11 protein-coding genes are annotated in these 19,120 nt (G+C 67.8%); 10 read left to right on the top strand and 1 reads right to left on the bottom strand.

Going from position 1 to position 19,120, the window contains the following annotated elements; all coding sequences use genetic code 11:
• Positions 1-661: 661 nt before the first annotated feature.
• The 4 genes from D5S19_RS18960 (at position 662) to D5S19_RS18950 (ending at position 4,179) form a co-directional block, all read left to right on the top strand.
• Entirely contained in the window at positions 662-853 is a 192-nt protein-coding gene (locus D5S19_RS18960; RefSeq protein ID WP_120024678.1) for a hypothetical protein, read from the top strand.
• 525 nt (positions 854-1,378) lie between these two features.
• Positions 1,379-2,944, top strand: coding sequence for a hypothetical protein (locus D5S19_RS31765; protein ID WP_147397456.1), 1,566 nt, complete (start codon positions 1,379-1,381; stop codon positions 2,942-2,944).
• A 50-nt stretch (positions 2,945-2,994) separates the two neighbouring features.
• Positions 2,995-3,486 (top strand): hypothetical protein, encoded by a 492-nt coding sequence (locus tag D5S19_RS18955; protein ID WP_199730564.1) that lies wholly within the window; start codon positions 2,995-2,997, stop codon positions 3,484-3,486.
• Positions 3,487-3,495: 9 nt separating this feature from the next.
• Positions 3,496-4,179 (top strand): hypothetical protein, encoded by a 684-nt coding sequence (locus D5S19_RS18950; protein ID WP_120024677.1) that lies wholly within the window; start codon positions 3,496-3,498, stop codon positions 4,177-4,179.
• 435 nt (positions 4,180-4,614) lie between these two features.
• Here D5S19_RS18950 and D5S19_RS18940 read toward each other — a convergent pair whose 3' ends face one another.
• Positions 4,615-4,878: a hypothetical protein gene (locus tag D5S19_RS18940; RefSeq protein WP_147397454.1), complete on the bottom strand. Its 264-nt coding sequence runs from the start codon at positions 4,876-4,878 to the stop codon at positions 4,615-4,617.
• 312 nt (positions 4,879-5,190) lie between these two features.
• Here D5S19_RS18940 and D5S19_RS31760 point away from each other — a divergent pair, with 312 nt between their 5' ends.
• From D5S19_RS31760 to D5S19_RS18915, 6 genes are read left to right on the top strand one after another with little or no spacing between them, the layout of a single operon-like run.
• The gene (locus D5S19_RS31760; RefSeq protein ID WP_147397453.1) at positions 5,191-5,883 is read left to right on the top strand and encodes a hypothetical protein; all 693 of its coding nucleotides are present in this window, start codon (positions 5,191-5,193) and stop codon (positions 5,881-5,883) included.
• Positions 5,864-10,147 (top strand): DUF6603 domain-containing protein, encoded by a 4,284-nt coding sequence (locus D5S19_RS18935; protein ID WP_120024675.1) that lies wholly within the window; start codon positions 5,864-5,866, stop codon positions 10,145-10,147. Before D5S19_RS31760 ends, D5S19_RS18935 begins: the two co-directional genes overlap by 20 nt.
• Complete coding sequence (locus D5S19_RS18930; RefSeq protein ID WP_120024674.1) at positions 10,144-12,513, top strand: hypothetical protein; 2,370 nt, start codon at positions 10,144-10,146, stop codon at positions 12,511-12,513. Before D5S19_RS18935 ends, D5S19_RS18930 begins: the two co-directional genes overlap by 4 nt.
• A 1-nt stretch (position 12,514) precedes the next feature.
• Positions 12,515-16,273 carry a hypothetical protein gene (locus tag D5S19_RS18925; protein ID WP_120024673.1) on the top strand — a complete coding sequence of 1,253 codons (3,759 nt, stop codon included), beginning with the start codon at positions 12,515-12,517 and terminating at the stop codon, positions 16,271-16,273.
• Complete coding sequence (locus D5S19_RS18920; RefSeq protein ID WP_120024672.1) at positions 16,270-17,727, top strand: hypothetical protein; 1,458 nt, start codon at positions 16,270-16,272, stop codon at positions 17,725-17,727. The genes D5S19_RS18925 and D5S19_RS18920 overlap by 4 nt, the downstream gene beginning before the upstream one ends.
• Positions 17,724-19,097: a cupredoxin domain-containing protein gene (locus tag D5S19_RS18915; protein WP_120024671.1), complete on the top strand. Its 1,374-nt coding sequence runs from the start codon at positions 17,724-17,726 to the stop codon at positions 19,095-19,097. Before D5S19_RS18920 ends, D5S19_RS18915 begins: the two co-directional genes overlap by 4 nt.
• Positions 19,098-19,120: the final 23 nt, after the last annotated feature.

Here is a 19,120-nt window from a genome sequence, read left to right as displayed (position 1 = left end):
CCACATATCGCCAAGAAACTCCTGCGTCCCGTTATGACGCAGATACATGCACGCGATCTCCACCGCCCGGTGCAATCCACACGACTTCGGCCGCCCGATCTTCTTATTCCACGGCTCGGTCAACGATTCACGGACTCGCCACACAAGCTCCTGCATCTGCGACAACATGAGGCCTGTAGTACGATGGTAGCGCAACGGTTCTCCCGGGTATTGAGAATTCTTTGGTCGGAACTCTCAAATTTTCTCGCGAGGACCGTTGCCTTTCTCGGTGACACGCCGGAGCGGATCAGTAATTCACGTAATTACTCACAATGGTTTTGAATAACGCTCCCGGTCCAGGCACTGGATATCCAGGGCGACATGCCCATCCAGAATATCGGTCACGGTCACGACCCGCTGCGGCATGACAACCACCTCGACACCGAGCATGCCCTGCTCGGGCTTCCCGCCGCACCGGCCAGCACCCTCGCGGCGCAGCCGCGACCCCTGAGGTCAGCCTCGGACCGCTTCCCACACACGCCGGAACCGGCACCTGACCAGCCCAAACCGGCCACCCACCTCGGCGGTCCGAGGATGACCTCACTACTACGGCAGCCGCAGTGTGGGATCTGGCGGCGTGTCGTGGTCATGAAGGCGGCCACCGGGTGATCGACTTCGAGGTGTGTTGGATCTCGAAGAGGACGCGGTGGCCGTGTCGTGGACAGTAGCCGATGATCGGCTTGCTCGCTGGCGGGTCGGGTTCGATGACGTGTTCGCGCTGGTGGCGGGGCGTTTCGCGCAGGCGGGCTCACGGCGGCGGGCGCGGATGTATGTGCTGGGACTGCTCTCAGGCGCGGAGCGGAAGAACATCTGAACAAGCAGGCCGGTTCGCGGCCGGCACACCTGGCAGGTGCGCCGGCCGCGGCCGGACAACAGGCCCGCGTCAATACTTCCAATCCCGCCAACGGAATATTGCGGTACGATCTCCACCGGCCGGATCGACGTCGACCGCCTCTTCAGTCGGCCTGACCGCCCTGGCCGACGTCGCGCCAGTCCTCGATCCCTTGTTCCGCACGATGGATCCTCACCAACGGCGTTGTCACCCGGTCGACCTACGGACAATAGACTGTGATCCATGTCATACTGAGACGGAGATAGGCCCGTAATGACAATGTGTTTCATGATGCCGGGGCCGTGAAAGCCAGGAACGGCTGCGCCCACGTCGCGTAGCCGGGATCGCCTGCGCACCTCTTCCGAAACATACCAGGTGGCAGGCCGGAACAACGAGTCGAGCAGCAGCGCAGATATGGCGGGCAAGGCAAGCGACTTCCGGGCACGATGTGACCTTGCCGCACCACCGAGAGAGGCCAGGACCATCTGATACGACCGGAGAATCACGATGCCCCCCGACCTGCCGCGGAGCGAACCCGGCGAAAAGACGTTGCCGGACAACCTCCACGCACAGCTGACAAAAACCGAAAAACTACACGTCACAGAGTTCGCCAAGGTGGCGCGAGAAATATTCGCGTCCGTGGATGTTCACCTGGATGACATGGTCCTCGCCTCACTCAAGGCCGTGGAAGCAGAGTCCGTGGTCCTTGAGCTGCACAAGCGGGAATCGACTGACAGAAAACCCGCAAACCCTGTCGAAACATCCACACTCAAGAAATACGTGCACAAGAACGATGGTGCCGCAACGGAAGATCTTTCCGTACTCTACCGAGAATACAGTGCGACCACGCTTGCGGCAGGCGCATCGGAAGTTGCCTGGACCGCTCTGGGCGCATCCGTCCTCTTGCTCGGCGGCTGCTCACCCAAGGAAACGCGCGACGTCATCTGCAGCTTCATGTGCGCCACCGGGTGCGATGATTGCGTCCACGAGGCCGACCGCGCGTCGCCAGGCGGAGGCGAGCGGCTACTGACTGAAGCCAAGAGGCGACGCGCCGCCATCCTTGAAAAAGCGACCTCGATTCACGAAATATGGTCGCGCAACCTCATTCTGACCGGCCTCATGGTGAGCGCGCGCGCCAAGCTGGCACGCCCGGACAACGCGACGTCCTCCGACTACGCTACCGCGCTGATCCGCATGCGGTCGAATCTCACCTTTGGTGAAGTCATGACCGCTCGGCTGGCGGACTTCGGCACCAACTCATTCATGGAGATACACCCACCGGCACCGTGGCGCAGGCCTCCCGGCTACCTCGACACCCTCGGCCTGTGTGCGGCGATGGCGCATGACATCGTGGACTTCGCGAGCGACGAACTCGAAATGGAGATGCTCAACCTCGCCGCACACACGGAACTCGAACACCTCAAGGGCGGCTACGGAACAGCCGGCCAGTTCGTCACCGACATCATGGTGGGCTCGCCGTCGGTCGCGGCTGCCGCGGGGGCGCAGGGCGCCGACGATGCCCTCCGGGTGCCGTATGGCGTGGTGGCCTGGATGTTCGGAACCGGGCGATACAACGCCTGGGAACAAATAGCGGACATCGACGGCCTCCACCTTTCACCGCGTACCGGAAATCGAACATTCCTGTCGACGTTGCACTCGACCTGCGCAAATGTGGTCGATGACGCCGTTTCGTCAATGCCCTCCGCGGACGCCATCGTCTCGCTTCTCACCGCCGGTGACGTCACACCACAAACCACCGGCGGGCTCACGAGCTGGCGTCACGCCCACATGCATCCTGCTCAAGCAAGCCACAGACTCCGAATCACCGATCGACTCCCCCACCGCCACAGGCCACGCACGAGAACTTGCAGCACTGGTAATGACAAAAGCGAGCGCATCAGAACTGGCCCGCACCACGCGGGCGATGCTGGCCGCCGTCGCCGCCGCCGAAATCCGAGGCGAGGATGTTCAGAAAACCTTCCGAAGGCTGTACATACCGCTGGTAGCCGCATTCGCTCTCAGCGGCCTCTGCGACACGTCCAGAATCGGAAGCCACCTCGTCGCCGCTCTTGATTCCCCAGCAAAGCGCTAGCCGGTCGAGGCGCAGCCCGCCGACCAGGAGCTTGCCGGCCGCGCATTCGCCGATTCCCGAAGACCGGGTTGCCGGTCTGCTGATCTTGCTCTATGCCCGATGGCCATCGGCCGTCAGCCGACTCACGGGGGAACACGTCGAGCACCACGACCACGAAGTGCGGTTGCGACTAGGCCGCGAACCGGTGGTGCTTCCCGAGCCCCTTGCCGGACTCACCCTGCAGCTCGTCGCTTCCCGGCGCGGTCATGCCGCGATCGGCGACAAGGGAGCCTTGCCCTGGCTGTTTCCCGGCGGACAACCTGGCCGCCCCATCAGCTCCTATCAACTGGGCCGACGAGTCCGCCAACTCGGACTGCAGCCAGGACAAGCACGATCCACCGCTCTGTTCCAGCTCGCCACCGAACTGCCCGCCGCCGTTCTGGCCAAGATGCTCGGCATCCACATCAGCGTCGCGGTCGCCTGGCAACGCACAAGCAGCGGCGACTGGGCCACCTACGCCGCAGAAGTCAGCCGACGCACCTGAGGAACCGACATGAGCGATGCGGCACGAACGCGACTGGAACACCACGGACCAACCGCCGATGCCGCAGCGCTGCGGGCACGGCTGTCGCATGTCTACTGGCTCGCTGGCGGGAGCGGCGCAGGCAAGTCGACCATCGCTCGTCGGCTCGCAGCGCGGCACGGTCTGCAGCTCTACGTGACCGACGATATGATGTCGGATCACGCCAGCCGGTGCACGCCCGAAGACTGCCCGTTCCTGAGCGAGTTTCAGGCCATGGACATGGACCAGCGATGGGTGGACAGATCTCCGGAAACGATGCTGGAGACGTTCCACTGGTTTCGAGGGGAGGGCTTCGGCTTGATCGTCGAAGACCTCCTGCGTCTCCCGAGAGAACCTGGTGTGATCGTCGAGGGCTTCCGACTGCTGCCACACCTGGTGAAGCCGCTCCTTGCCACACCCGGTCACGCCGTCTGGCTCCTGCCGACCCCTGAGTTTCGCCGGACGGCGATCGAGAGCAGGGGCTCGGCATGGACCATCGCCGGGAAGACCAGCAATCCGGAGAAGGCCCTGCGCAACCTGCTGGAACGCGATCGAATGTTCACCGAACACCTCTACGAGCAAACGAAGTCTCTGCAACTGCACGTCATCGAGGTCGACACCACGATGACCGAGGACGATCTCGGCCGGCGCGTGACCGAAGCATTCGGACTCTGATCCGGGACAGTTCACACCGCCACCAGCCGGTCTCGTCGCAGGGCAACGTCGGTGTCGATGATGGGCGGCAAGCCATGGTCGGGCCATCGAGGAGAGGTATTCAGACAGTCGCAATATCTGACGTCGCCAGAGGCGGTCTGTCCCGACGAGGCCAGCCAATCGCACCTGGCCTTCCTCCCCCGACGACGATCACTGCGCCCCAGAGAGGAATACCGGGTCCCCACCGACGCCGAATGGCAGGAATTCCTCGGCCACTTCGAACGGCGCACGGTCTCCACCAGAACCTGCCGCCGGGCGTTCAGCACCCCGTGCATCCACGAGCACGCCTGCATCCGACGAGCGGTCACATATGCCGCCACCCGGTGAGATGCGGTGGCGAACCTTCGTGTGTCCTATCCATATTCATCACCTCTCTGTGAGGCCACTCGAAGATGCCTACCAGGTGCGAATATCACCCGGTCGCTGCTGCCGCACGGCCACGCTGTCGGTGAGATCGTGGATGCCGGCGCGACCACAGGCGCCGTAGCATTCTGCAACCAACCTCAGGCACAGGTACCCATACTGGATGCCCAGCATCGTCTGCCCGCGCGAGCTGCGATGTACCCAGGCAAGCTCGGCGGAATGCACTACGCAGACGTCGACCCACCATTGTTCATCTCTCCGCACAGTTGGCCACAGGAAAGTCGACAGGATGTTCACGAGGCTGGGTGATACCCCCACCACGGCCACGGAATTTTATATTCCCGTAACGCGCCAAAAGGAGCAAGGTTCGACACAATGGAGTAGCACCGGCCACGTCGGTCATGCAACGACGACCTGAACGGGGGATGGATGGCGATGCGTCGCACGTGCAACGATGGACGGCGAACGCCATTCGCGCTGCCAACCCGGAATGAGAGGACGAAGGGGCGCGGGGAAGCCGAACGGCACTCGAACAAAGGTCGCCCCATCCTCGCCACTGGCACCATTATTACTGGAGTGATGGCATTCCCTATGCCGGAAAGGTCGCGCATGGCTGATCTGATCTGTTATCGAGGTGAACAGCATAACAGATGGGGATTACCCACACTTCGCCTGAATGACGGCCTGACCGTTCGCGACCCACTGCCGGGCGGGGAACTGCCGAAAATTCGCCCTGCGGATGTTAGAAATTCCCTCGCACTAAAAATACGGACACTAATCCAGGCGAGCAGAAAAGTAGAAACGGGCGCAATATCGAAGAAGGACGTGGCCGACTACGCGCAGGCGCTGAGAAAGGAAGGGCAAACCTACGCGATAGCAACGGCCAGAGACAAGGGAGGAGCATTCGATATGGCCTACTCCTCTTTCTACACCATCGTCATTCCGTCCGCGCGAACGTTCAGATGGGGAGAAAACCTGACCTTAGGAAAGGAAGAAGACTGGGTTACGACGACGGATGTCATAACGGAGGAGTACATTGTTCTCAACGCGCCGAGCATCGAGAAGTCGACCGTTCTCGGCTTTGGCCACAAGACTGGAACATGGGAGGTGACCTTTTTTACAGACCTGCCCACGAATTGGGTGAAGAAGGTCGACGGCAAGGACGTCTCAGAAGTCAAGATCAAGAAGAAATCGGCCTTTGACGAGGAAGATCGTAGACTTATGCAAAAGCTGGTGCGACCACGCGGTAGATGGGTAGATACGGCAGGAGCGGGAGATATTCATGCCGTTGCGCGTTACTGATCTGCGAGCTAAGCTGGCCGCCGCCGATTCCCTGCTGGAGTTCTCGCCGGAATTCCTTCAACTGGTTCCAGCCGTGGAGCTGTTCACGAGATTCCTCGGGGACGCGTTGCTGAACGTACGCGTGTTGTCCGTCGACGTTGACGCGTTGATGGTGGAGGGCACTGTCACCATCATCGGGCAGGCCGCCTCCACGGCTCGCATCGTATTCCAGACCGACGACGCGGAAGAACATGTCCTCGGTCTTCGTGTCGATGTGGTGCTCCTGGACGACGGCCCGGGATTGCCCCCGGAGATCGCTGACATTCCCGCTGTGCTGGCAATGTTGGGACTGGGTCCGCTACACCTGGTGTTCGGTATCGAACCGACCGGAGACGGCCCCGCGTCGGCGCGTCCGCGCGTCGGACTCGGCATCGAGTTGCTGTTTCCCCGACCGGACACCAGTCCCCGCCCGTACGTGTGGGCGTATCCCCCATGGGGGTCCGGGCAGCCGTGGTACTTCTTCGGGTCCTTCGACAAGGTCCGGCTGAACGGCCTTGACGATCTGCTCAAGCTTGCGGCGGGTGATTTCGACCTGCCCGACGATCTGGGAACCGGTGAGCTGGCCCTGAACGCGCTCGCGTTCGACGTCGTTCCCGCCGACTCGACCAGCGCGGTCGACCTGCGATGGCTTTCGCTGGGCGTCGGGATCGGGCTGGCCGGACGATGGGACGCGCTACCCGGCGTCCTGGCGGTGGAGGATCTGGATGCCGCCTTTACCGTCGCCGACCCGCTGGGCCGGCCGGAAGTGGCCGTCGTTCTGGGTGGGCGCGTCCGGTTGGGCGAGGACATCCTCGTTGATGTCACGGTGATGCTGCCGGGCAGGTCGCTGTACGGGGTGCTGGCCCGGCCGGTGGAGCTCGGGTCCCTTCTGGAGGACCTGTTCGGGAACATACCGCTGTTCGGTGACCTCGTTGTGAGCCGCTTGGCCGTGTCCGCCGAGATGGGCGGCGAGCCGAGTTACGCGCTCGAACTCGACCTCGACAACGTGTGGACGATCGTGGAAGGCATCGCGCTCTCGTCGGTAGACCTGCGCGTGGTGAAGGAAGGTGGCACGGTCAGCGCCACCGTAGGCGCGGTCTGGCAGGTGGGAGACGGCGCCTTCCACGTGCTCGGCGCCTGGGCCGCCGGCGGTGACTGGTCGTTCACCGCCACCGCCGAGGCAATCGAGCTGTCCGAGGTCCTGGACTCCCTCGGCATCCAGCCCCCGGACGTGCTGAGCGGGATGGCCTTCGACCGCCTTGCGATCACCTTCGACTCCGCCGGGCACGTCAGCGTCGCCTGCGAAGCACGGTTCGAACTCGACGAAAAGCTGTCGCTGCTGACCGTGACCTTCGACGCCGAGCGCGGCGGGCAGTCCCGGAATCTCGGTGTCCTGCTGGCGGTCCCGGTGGACACCTCCGCCGGGGTTGAGCGGATCCTGGAGTTTCGCGGGGAGTTCTCGGCAGGCCCGTCCGGCAAGACCGTGACGGTGGCCTGGACCGGATCCCCGGGCATCGGCGCCGCTGAGCTGGCGCGCGGTTTCGGTCTCGAACTGCCCTCGGACGCCCCGGCCAGCCTGCTGCCCTCGCTCGCCTCCATCGGCTTGCGCCGCGACCTCGGCTCCGGTCGCACTGTGCTGGCCGCCGCGACCGTCAGCGGGAACGGCATCGTCCTCGGCCTCGTCCCGGACGCCGGCCGGACCCGCAAGGTCTTCCTGGCCGGCTACGGCCTGGGGTGGTCCCTGTCCGACCTCCCGCTGATCGGGGGCGGCATCCCCACCGACGCCGATTTCGGCGTGGACGCGATCGCGATCACCGCCGCCGACGCCCCGATCACCGCCGTGCAACGCGGCCTGGTCGATGCCGACCTCGCCGTCCTGGAGATGTTCACCGGCACGGTCTTTCCGCGCCTGCCCGCCCTGACCCAGGACGGCTCCCTGGCTCGCGGGGTCTACCTGTCGCTGGCGTGCGTGCTCGGCGGCGAGCCGTTCGCCATGCCCGCGGTGCCGCTCACCGGCGGCGCCCCGCCCCGGGCCACGTTGCCCGCCGCATCGCGGGACCAGGTTCCGCTCGCAGTCCGTGACCTGTCCGCCCCCGACGCCCCGAGCGCCCGGTCCGATGTCGGCCACTCGTTCGGACCGTTGTTCCTGCGGTCGGTCGACATCGGTTTCGACCGTGGCGCTGCGCTGCTCAACCTGGACGCCGAACTCGGCGCGGGCGGCCTGACCCTGGCCGTGCAGGGGCTGGCGTTGGGCGTGGACCTGGACGACCTGGCTTTCACCTGGAAGCTTTCCGGTCTCAGTGCCGAGTTCGACCGGCCGCCGCTGCGGATATCCGGAACGCTGGTCAACAAGACACTTCCCGCCCGCCAAGGCGACGACCTGATGCTCGCCGGCGTGCTGATCGTGCAGATGCCGCAGTTCGGTGTCACCGCGCTCGGCGCCTACCTGCGCAAGACCGGCGCGAAGCCCTCCCTGTTCGTGTTCGGCCGTGGCCAGGCGGCACTCGGCGGGCCGCCGATTTTCCGGGTCACGGCGGTCAACGCCGGCTTCGGCTACAACAGCCACATCGATCTGCCCGACGCCGGCGGCGTCGAGTCGTTTCCCTTCGTAACCGGGATCACCGGCGATCTTCTTACCGTCCTGGACAAGCTCACCGGCCGCTGGGTGACGCCCCGCGACGGCGCGATCTGGCTCGCGGCGGGCCTGGACTTCACGTCGTTCCGACTCGTCCTCGGTCGCCTGATGCTGTTCCTGGAAATAGGCGACGGCCTGACCCTGGGTCTGCTGGGCACCGCGCGCGCCGCGCTGCCGCCGACAGACACAGCGCTGGCCGAGGTGAACCTCGCCATCAGTGTGCTGTTCCGCTCGGCGGTCGGCGAGTTCCGCGCGACGGCGCAGTTGTACGACTCCTTCATCATCGACCCGGCCTGCGCGCTGACCGGCGGGTTCGCGTTCATCCAGTGGTTCGATCCCCACCCCCGTGCCGGGGACTTCGTCCTCACGCTCGGTGGCTACCACTCCTTGTTCGAGAAACCCGACCATTTCCCGGCGGTGCCACGGCTGGGCTTTCGCTGGTCGATGGGCGCGGTGGACATCACCGGCACAGCGTTCTTCGCGATGGCGCCCTCGGCGATCATGGCGGGCGGCACGCTCGACGTCCGGTACAAGTCCGGGCCGCTGGAAGCCTGGCTCACCGCCTACGCGCACGTGCACGCCCGCTGGAAACCGCTCTGCTTCGAGGCCGGTTTCGGCGTCACCGTCGGTGCGAAACTCAAGCTGCTGATCACCTTCCGGGGCGAGCTCGGCGCGGAACTGGCCATCTGGGGCCCGCCGACCGGTGGCACCGTGACGGCGAAGTTCGTGTTCGTCAAGGTGACAATCGACTTCGGCCGCGGCCGTAAACAGCCCGCCACGATCGACTGGCAGCAGTTCGCCGAACTGCTGCCACCGAGCGAGAAGGCGCTGCGGATCACCGTCCCGGACGGTCTGCTCGCTGACACCGAACCGCCCGCCGGACGCCTCGACGAGGACGGCAAGGACGACAAAGAAGGCAGCGAGCGGCTCCCGTGGCTCATCGACTCCGCAGGAGCGACCTTCCGGATCGACACCGCCGTGCCCGCCTCCAGCACCGCCTTCCAGGACCGTCCGGCGGACGGGGACACCCCGCTCGACATCCGGCCCCTGGGCAGGACCGGCATCGACAGCCCCTTGCGGGTGCGGGTGGCCCGCAAACCCGCCGCGGGCGACACGTCATCGTGGCAACCGCTGGCCGACGACGGCGACTGGGTCGACTCACCGATCCTGGGCAACGTGCCGACCTCATTGTGGGGAACACCCGGGGGCAACCCGTTCTCCGCGGACGAGCGACTGCTGCGCGGCCGTCGCACCGGTATGCAGGTCGTGATCCCGCCGCCGGTGTCCACCGGTACGCCACTGCCGCGGATCAAAGACAGCTCGATCGCGTACGAGGAACTCGACCCGGCCGACAATCCACTGGACCCAGCGGGCCGGCCGGCCGGCGACGGCGCGCGTCAGGCTGCGGGCGCCGTCGGCGTGGTCGCCGCCACCATCACGACCACGGCGACGGCCCGCACCCGATTGCACAGCGCGCTGGGCACGCTGCTGACGCCATCCGGTTTCGGGTCGCTGCCCGACGACTCGCTGACCGGTCTGGAGACGCACCTCAATGACTCGGGCCTGGGCGCCGCGCCGCTACTGCTGACCTCTTCGGGGAGTGACGTGTGACGAGGATCCGAACCCTGCGCCGTGCCGCGGGCTTCACCCTGGACCTGACCGACGACCTGCAACCCCGCATCCCCGCCGGACAATTCAGTATCGGCGCCACGCAGGCCATCGAGGGCATCGACACCGGCGGCTACCTCCCCGGCCAAACCCGGTACTTCGAGGTTCGCGCGCCGCAGTTCCAGCTCGCCCCGGCCACCGTGCACGCGGTCAACCCGTTCCCGGATTCGGTTGGCGCACTGGACCGGACACTCGCGCACATCACCCTCAGGGGCAGGACCCTGCCGTGGGCGCGGACCCTGGATCCCGACGACATTCTCGACACCGGCCCGGCCCTGGCGCGTCCGCCGTGGCTGGCGCTGGTGGTGTTCGCCGCCGGGGAACTGCCCGGCGACCCGGAGGCGACCGGGCAGACCGAGACAATGACGGTCGAGGACCTGCTGTGGCCGAGCACGCCGGACCCCTCCGTGGTCCGCCCCAGGATCTCGCGCCACCAGGTCGTCGGGGACCCGTCGCGGCCGGTCGAGACGATCGTCGTTCCCGGCGGCGTGTTCGCGGAGGTCTGCCCGCGGCAGGACGAACTGCGGTACCTGGCGCACGTGCGGACCGTCCATGCCGATGCCCTGCTGCGGGGCGAGGACCCGATCCCGGGTGAGTTCGCGACGCTATTCGCGTCGCGGCTGCCCAACACGGCGGGTGGACGCCATGTCGCGCACCTCGTTTCGTTGGAAGGCTGCCTGGACGCGCTGGACACGGCCGGCTCCGACGGCGGCGCGGGCGACGTGCGGCTCGCGTCCCTGCACCACTGGTCGTTCGACGCACTACCCAGCGGGGCCGTGGGCTTCGCCGAACGCGTCCACGATCTCCTGTTCGACGACGACCACGGCGCCGCGGCACGGGATCTCCTGCTCCGGATGCCTCACGCCCAGCCCGAGCCCGGATCGGACGACGCGACCAGACGCGCCGCCGAGCGCCTCGACCAGGGCTGGGTGCCGCTGCCCTACCAGGTCGCGTCTGGCGAGGAAACATTCGCGTGGTACCGGGGACCGTTCACGGCACGGCCGGCCCGCCCACCCGCCGGACTGTCCGAGGATGCCTGGGCCGCCGCCGAAGGACTGCTGGTCTACGACGAGCACCGGGGGATGTTCGACACGACCTGGGCCTCGGCGTGGTCGGTGGGCCGCGCGATCGCCCTGGCCGATGACGACTTCGCCGCTCGGCTCAACGCCTGGCGCACCCGCGTCCGGCACCGTGGCGCGGCGCTCGCGCAGCGCCTAGCCGCAGCCTCGGCACACGAGGACATCCACAACGCCGACGCGGCCGCACTCGCGGTCTGGTCCACCCCCCGGCCGCGGCTGCGGGCCTTGACGGAACTTGCCGAGTCGGGATCCGCCGAAACGGTTATCAGGGCCCTGAGCGAGGTCGTCCCCGGCGAGCGGCGGGCTGCCGGCGGCGGCGCGCCCCCGACCCAGACCGCCACGCCACCCCGCCGCAAGTCCGTGCGCCGCGTGCTGAACGATCTGCTCGGCGAGACGGCCATGGCGACCACGACCGCCTTCGGGTCGATGCTGCGCGAAACGATGGCGGAGGACAGCCTGCCGCTCGACCAGTGGCTGCGGCGGCTGCGGCTGTTGCACCCGGTGCCCTTCGATCACCTCGTCCCGTTCGAGGCGATGCTGCCGCCGGAATCAGTACGACTGTTCCATGTGGACACCGTGTGGCTGCGCGCGGTACAGGCCGGCGCGCTCAGCGCCGGGGAGAACAGCGTCACCGACGAGGCGCTGGCCGCGCTCGCCGCACCCTGGCGTCAGGCGTCGCAGGACCCGGATGAAACCTGGCCCGCGGCGGGGCTGCTGATGCGCTCGGCACTGACCCGCGAATGCCCCGACCTGGTGATCCAGGGCTGGCACGGCCGCGAGCCGGCGCGGCTGCTGCGCCGCGACGTCCTCGACGGCGACATCCTGCTGGTCCTGTTCGACCGCGTCCCGGACACCCTGGAGCTGTCCGAACCGCCCGAGGGCCTGTCCTTCGGCATCGATCCGCACCCAGAGGCCGGCGTGCCGGTGGTGAACCTGCGCGCCCTCGGCCCGGGCGACACCGGAAAAACCCTGACCGGCGTCTATTTTCCGGAGGATCCCGGCGCTGCTGGACTGACCCCCTACCTGCGCCCCGGCGCCACCGGCCGGCGGGTGCTGGATCTGCACCCGCACGACAACACCCGCCTGCTCGGGGCCTTGCGCGACCGGCTCGTCGCGGCCGGCCAGCTCGCCGGCGGGGACGAGCTTGGCCCGGCCGCGTTCGCGTTACAGCTCGTCAACATTCCGTTCCGACAGTTCATCGACCCGGTGTCGATCAGTGGAGAGGTCTGACATGGGCGCCCCGACCACGATTCTGGTGCCGATCCAGCTCGACGCGCTCGTCGTCAACACCGAGGTGCGGCAAGGCCAACCGTTCCAGCGGTGGCAGGCCAACTACGCCCTGGTCCGCCACCGCCTGTCCCCGGAGCCGCCGCCGTTCGCCGGGATCGACACCGAGATCGCTGTCCAGCCCGACCGCGAGGGCGTGTACCTCCAGTGGCAGCTACCGGCCGCGCTGACCCACGGCGAAGGGGAACACCCCGACGCGGACGTCGAGTTCCCGGTGGTTCCGAACCGGTGGCTGGTCGTGCGGACCTGGAACGAGGACGGGACCCGGGCGCGTGCCGCGTGGCTCGTCGAAAGCGACTACCTGGATCCTGAGGCGGGCACAAGCCCCTACCTCGATCGCGACGGCCAGGTCACGCGTATCGGTCGCCGGATCGCGCTGGACGAGGGCCGTTGGGCCGAGCCGGGGCCACCGGAGGGCGGCCTGTTCCTCACCGCGGTCGGGCCGGGTGTGGCCACGTTCTCCGCCTACCAGCCCTACAACACGAATGTCTTCTCGATCCACGACACGCTCGACGAGCTGGATCCGGCCCAGCGGCACACCGTGTCCTACCTGGTCGCGGGCTGGTACAGCACCGTCTCCCGCGACCCGGCCGGAGTCCGCGACCCGTCGGAGCTGACAACGCTGCTGGAACACTTCGGCTGGCAGATCGCGGGCGAGGAAACAGGGATCGAGTCCGGTTCGACCCGGATGATCTGCCATGGCACGGTCCTCGGGCTGACCTGGAACCGGGGCGGTGAGATGCCTGACTCGCCGCGGCCCGAGACAGTCGACGTCGCGGTCGGCCACACCTCCGCACACGCCAACGGAGCCTTGCTGGCCACCGCCGACATCGAAGGCGCCGGGGGCGCGTTGAGCCCGGCGGCGCTGCTCGGCGCGCTACACCTGGGTGTGCTGGAGGACGAGGACGAAGCCGACGGCGAGTTCAACGCGGCGCGGCGCACCCTGGCGTCGTGGTTCGAGCCGGCGGCCTCGGGTTACGAATGGCGGCTGGAACAGATCCCCGCCGGCCCGGACGAGCAGTCCCCGGCCGCCCGTCGGGCCGCTCGGGCGTCGGCGATCGCGTTCCTGGATCGCCTGAACACCGACCAGGCGGCGTATGACAGCGCGGCCGCGGACCTGACCGCCGCGCGGCGCCGGCTCTACGACCTGTGGTGGGCCCAGGGGCTGCCGCAGTTCCCGGAACCGCTGCCCGACCAGCCCGCGCCCGCGTCGCCGGGTGCCTACCAGCAGGCGTTGGACGAGCGGATCGCGGACGCCGAACAGGATGTGCGGCGCCGCGAGGCCGCAGTCGCCGACGCCCGCGCACTGATTCCGTGGGGGATGACCGCGGACGAGATGGACGCGGCGATCGCCGCCTACGCCGGGAACAACATCCCGGACTTCGTCCTCAAACGAGTCCCTCTCCCCGCGGCCTACGGCCCCAACGAGCCACTGGTGCTGCTGCGCGGATCGAAGTCCGACCAGATGTCGCTGGCCACCGCGGCCGAGCAGCTCGTCTGCCGACGACCCGCCGACCTCGTCACCGGCGTCTATCTCGACACCGAACGCACCCGGCGGGTCTCGTATCCGACCGGCACCGTCCCCGAGCCGGCGAATCTGCCCGCCGACCCACCGGAACTGGCCGCGCTCCTCGCGGAGTTCGCCCACCTCGACCCGGCCGGGGCCGACGAACTCGCCGACGCGACGGACTTGACCGCCGCCGACCGCGCAGCGCTGCGGGAGGCGATGGCCGATCCGCACGGACGAGCGGACGGATCGGTCCCCCAACTGGGCACCACCGCATGGCGTCAACCCTGGTCACCGTTGTTCTTCCAATGGGAAGCCGACTACTACCCGATCACGTTCACCGCGCCCGGCGACGCGGCGGATCCGGCCCTCGCGAACTGGGCGTTCGACGGCGACCGCTACCACTGGACCGGGCGCGGCGCGGTGCTCGACCCGCTGATCCTGCGTGGACGCCAGTGCCTGACGCCGACACCGGCGATGGGGATGGCCGGCGCCTTCCACCGAGTCGCACAGAACCTCCCGGCCGGGCTCGGCGCGACCCTGCACGACCTCGGCGACCTCGCCGCACAGGCGGACCTGACCGCACAGACCCTCGACGGCCACAACGACCAATTACTCGGCCGCTCGGTGAACCCGGCCGTGGCGTTCGTCGGCGCCGCGAACAGCACCGACGCCACTGCGGACGTACGCAGCGTGATGACACCCGGCTCCCGTGCCGTGCGCGACGCGGTGGCCGAGCAGACCGCACTGCGCCGCCCACCAGAGGTGTCCTCCCTGCCCGGGCTCGATGACAAGTTCCCGCCGTCCCGCTTCCAGGTCGTGCGATCCGGGCAGCTGGCGTTCGTCCGGGTGAGCGTGGTGGACCGGTTCGGGCGCGCGGCGCCGGTCGTCATCCCCGACCCGATCGGCGAGCGGCAGCCCGGCGACGGCGCGTTCGAGACCATCGGCAACGGCACGCCGGCCAGCCAGTTCCGGCCGATCCTGGCCGAGGACCTACGGCCGGATCGCGACACCGAGAACAAGCCGATCACCGTCATCGATCAGGACGCGGAGCGCTTCGTGGAACTCAAGCCCCGCCTGCCGCAGGCCGCTCGCACCCGACTGGACCCGCTGACCGCAGCCGACGACATCCCGGTCACCGAGGAACACGCGGGCGCGGCCCTGGGCGGCTGGCTGCTCGCCAACCACCTCGACCGCTCGATCCTGTGCTACGCCGCCGACGGCACCGGCCTGGGCGCCGTCGCCCGGGCCGTCTCCACCTCGGGGGCGGCGATCGCCGGCTGGCTGTCCCTGCCGGACTCGCCCTGCCCCGACGTCGAGGACCTCGCCGCCCACCACCCGCACCTCCACGACTTCGTCGTCGCACTGATCGACCGGGGACCGGCCGCCCTCCAAGCGCTGCTGGGCGCCGTCGAACGCACCCTGACGACGATCGCGCCGACCGGCGAACTCCCCGCCGACACCACCGTCGCCCGCCTGCTGGCCCGGCCGCTGGCGCTGGTCCGGGCGCGGGTCCGCATCGACCTGGACGGCCCGCCACTCACCGATCCGGCCTGGAAGAACCTGCTCGATCCAGCACCGTCCACACTGGACACGATCCGGTGGCCGGTGCGCCTGGGCGAACTCGACGACCTCGGCGACGGCCTGGTCGGCTACGTCCGTGAACGGGAATACCACACCTGGCACAGCGTCCTGTCCCCCGAAGACCTCGCCACGATCGGCGACGGCGCGGGCTATCTGACGCCGATCGAGGCCGGGCACGGCATCGCGCTGCCCGCGCTTGACCCGACCGCGCACGACGAGCGGAGCACCGCGCGACTGACACTGCTGATGGACCCGTTCGGGACGGTCAACGCCACGACCGGCATCCTGCCGACCGCCGCTCTGCGCCTGCCGGCCGGGGCGTTCGAGACTCCCCTGGCGCGGATCGCGGCCGCCTTCCGGTTCGGGCCGCTCCTGGTGCGCCCGCTGCCCGCCGCCGAGGGTGCGGATCCCGCCGAACTCGACGGCGTCCTCGCCCTGACCCGGCCACCCGATCAGCATGGAGTCTGGCAGTGGTACCAGCCCGCTGCTGAGGGGACCTGGCATCGCTTCGCGACCAGGCCCGCGACCACCGCCCCCGTCCTGCCCCTGCCGCTCCCGCGACTGCGGACCGGCTGGCTCCAGGTCCACCCCGCCGCCGAGGAGACCCCATGACTGGCGCCCACGACCTCAGCGATCCGATTCCCGAATATCCGCCTCCCGCCTACGCCCTGAGCGAGGACGGGGAACTCGACTACGCCCTGACCTCGACACCGTTCCCGCTCATGGCCAGCCCGCCCTCGCCCGGGCCGCTGGTAGCCGCTGAACTCGACCTCGTGATCACCGCGGCCCCCGGCAAGAAGGTAACGTGCAGCAGGCTGGTGATCGCGCTGCCGCGAGGAACCCAGCCGCAGTCGCTGGTGGAGTCCGGGGACGGCATCGAGGTGAGGTTCTCCGACGACTCCTGGTCGGCCGCGATCGCCGGCACCGAAGGCACGGTCGAGTGCGTCCTGACCTCCGAGTACGACTTCTATGACTTCGAGGGCGAAACACTGGTCGTCCACCTTCGTGGGGTCGGGGTGAACCGCAGCGCCGGGAATACCGAGGTGACGGTGACCGAGCACTGTCGCCTGCCCGGCGACGATCAAGACCGTGTGACGACGGTCCGGCTGAGGAACATCGAGAAGGAGCCGTTTCGTCCCGCGATCGCCGCGGGCTCGCCGAATCGTTTCTCCGTACACCGGGGAGCACCGTCCGAGAACAACCCCGCCCCGGCCACCACAGTGCGGGCGGGCTCGACGGTCACGCTGCGCTGGCGCAAACCCGAGGCTGCCCGGCAGTGGGTGTTCGCGCAGTACCTGAGATCCGAGAACGGCTTCGCGGGCAAGGAAGTCACCGGCGAGTCCACTCTGGCCAGCGACCCCCTCAACCGGACGACCACCTTCACCCTGCGGACCATCACGACGGCGACCAGAGAGATCACCGACGAGTCGGTGACCGTGCAGGTATCCAATCCGACGCTGGCCGGGCTCACCGTCCGCGGCCCGGTCGGCGTCCCGGCGTCATTGACCCTGGGCGGCGACCTGAAAACCGGCAGGACGCCCACGGATGCACACGGCCTCACGGTCGCCGGACAGCTCACCGCGACCGGTGCCGCCACGGTGACCGACACGCTGACCGCGCATCAGGGCATCGCCATCGCTGGACCGCTGACCGTGCGCGGGACGCCGACGTCGGGGGCGTCGACGATCTCCGGGCAGGTCACCGCCGCGGCGATCACGGTCCGGAACCTGACGGCGACGAACTCCGTCACATTGTTCGGCCCCCCGGTCAAGGTCATCCTGACCAAGCCCAACCTGCCCTTCGTGGCGCAGACCGAGGGCATCCTGGTGGTTCAACTGCTCAGCGCGCACCTCCACAAAGATACGCTCATCGTTGAGGTGAACGCGGGCGGCCAGCAGTGGTCCGCAATGCTGCTCAGCAACGGACTCAACCTCGCTCCTAGGTCGGACTCACTGCTCATTCCCCTGCGCCCAGGCGACGAGGTCACCGCGTCAGGCTCGGCGACACAGCACCCTCCGCTAGTCAGTCATCAAAGCGCATGGCTGCCGACGGGAGGCCAGGCATGACCACCCCGGGCACACCGATCCTCACTCGCGCCGTCCACACCGAACCCAATCCGTTGACGGCCGATCTCGCCGGCCCCACTCCATCGAAGATCACCATCGTTCTTTCGAACAAGACTCGCAAACCTGTTGTCTGCCAGCGCGTGTCGGTCATCCTGCCCGTCGGTATCGGCGGATCGCACCTGACCGATGATCCGAGGGCGGTGACGGTCAAGCCACCCACGGATGCCTGGCAGTGCCAAAGGACCGTCACCAACCGGCACGTTCGCTTCGACATCACCCCACCCGACGGGACCACCGTCATCCCGGTGGGCGACGCGGAGCAGTTCAAGATCGCCGATATCGCCGTGAACAGCGCGGCAGGCGTCTGCTATCCCGAGGTCGAGGAGATTACCGCGCTCGAGGGCGAAGACCCGGTACCCAGAAGCCGGGCGGAACGGCTGCCCAAGTTCCCGGCCGGAAAGCGCGCCCCCCACCATCGCGCGACGAATCTCGCCGTCTTCGCCGCCGACGCCAAGGAAGGCGACCCACCCGTGGTGCGGGTCACCCGCGGCAGTTCGGTCAAGGTCACCTTCACCCCCGCGCCCGGACTGGCACGGCGGCTGCACTGGCAGGACAACAACGTGGGCGTCCCCGTGAACGACGGCGCGTCCTGGGCGGAATGCGGGCCGCTGGAACGGGACACGACGTTCGTCCTGCAAACCGTCTCCGAATCCGGCGGCACCACCGACAGCCGGTACGACGCGGTCACAGTCGCCGTGGACGTTCCCCTCTATCCCAAGGTCATCGTCCCGCCCGGCGGCGACTTCGAGGTGCACCACAGTTCGCCGCTACGGATTCCGAATGCGCTGACCGTCGCCGGGCGGGCCGACATCACCGGCACGGCCACCGTCGGAGGGCTGGCCTCGGCGTCGTTGACAACGAAGTCGCTGCTGTTCGGCGGAACCGCGACGGTACAGGGCGCGACCACCATCACCGGCGACCTGACCGCGGACGACGTGTCCACCGCCGGCCATCTCGCGGCAACTGGGAAGATCAAGATATTCCAACGGAAGTCATGGCCGACATGTTGCGGCAGCCTGCCCATGACCACCGACGGATTCGTCGCGTCCACTGTCAACGGTGTCGCGAACCTCACCCTCAGCGTCACGGGTCATTGGACCTATCGGTCCCAGGCGGCGCCCCCCTACAACACGGCCTCCCTGCTGGCGCCGTTCGCCGCCGGCAAAACCGTCGTATGGCGCGTCAACTGCCCGACATGCGACCCCAAGACCGGCGACGACCTCGCCCGGACCTGCCAGAACTGCGCGCACTGCACGAGCCTGGCAGCCAGCGGCAAGGTCAGCGTGTACCTGTTCCAGCCCGCCCTCTGACCACAGACGCCGAACGACACGGA

It is taken from the genome of Amycolatopsis panacis, from assembly GCF_003600245.1.
Lineage (GTDB): Bacteria > Actinomycetota > Actinomycetes > Mycobacteriales > Pseudonocardiaceae > Amycolatopsis > Amycolatopsis sulphurea.
This window is presented reverse-complemented; position numbering and strand designations above follow the sequence as displayed.

Coding starts and splice junctions, on each gene's coding strand:
- D5S19_RS18935 (WP_120024675.1), top strand. CDS start 5,864: ATGCCGTTGCGCGTTACTGATCTGCGAGCTAAGCTGGCCGCCGCCGAT.
- D5S19_RS31765 (WP_147397456.1), top strand. CDS start 1,379: ATGCCCCCCGACCTGCCGCGGAGCGAACCCGGCGAAAAGACGTTGCCG.
- D5S19_RS18920 (WP_120024672.1), top strand. CDS start 16,270: ATGACTGGCGCCCACGACCTCAGCGATCCGATTCCCGAATATCCGCCT.
- D5S19_RS18925 (WP_120024673.1), top strand. CDS start 12,515: ATGGGCGCCCCGACCACGATTCTGGTGCCGATCCAGCTCGACGCGCTC.
- D5S19_RS18915 (WP_120024671.1), top strand. CDS start 17,724: ATGACCACCCCGGGCACACCGATCCTCACTCGCGCCGTCCACACCGAA.
- D5S19_RS31760 (WP_147397453.1), top strand. CDS start 5,191: ATGGCTGATCTGATCTGTTATCGAGGTGAACAGCATAACAGATGGGGA.
- D5S19_RS18950 (WP_120024677.1), top strand. CDS start 3,496: ATGAGCGATGCGGCACGAACGCGACTGGAACACCACGGACCAACCGCC.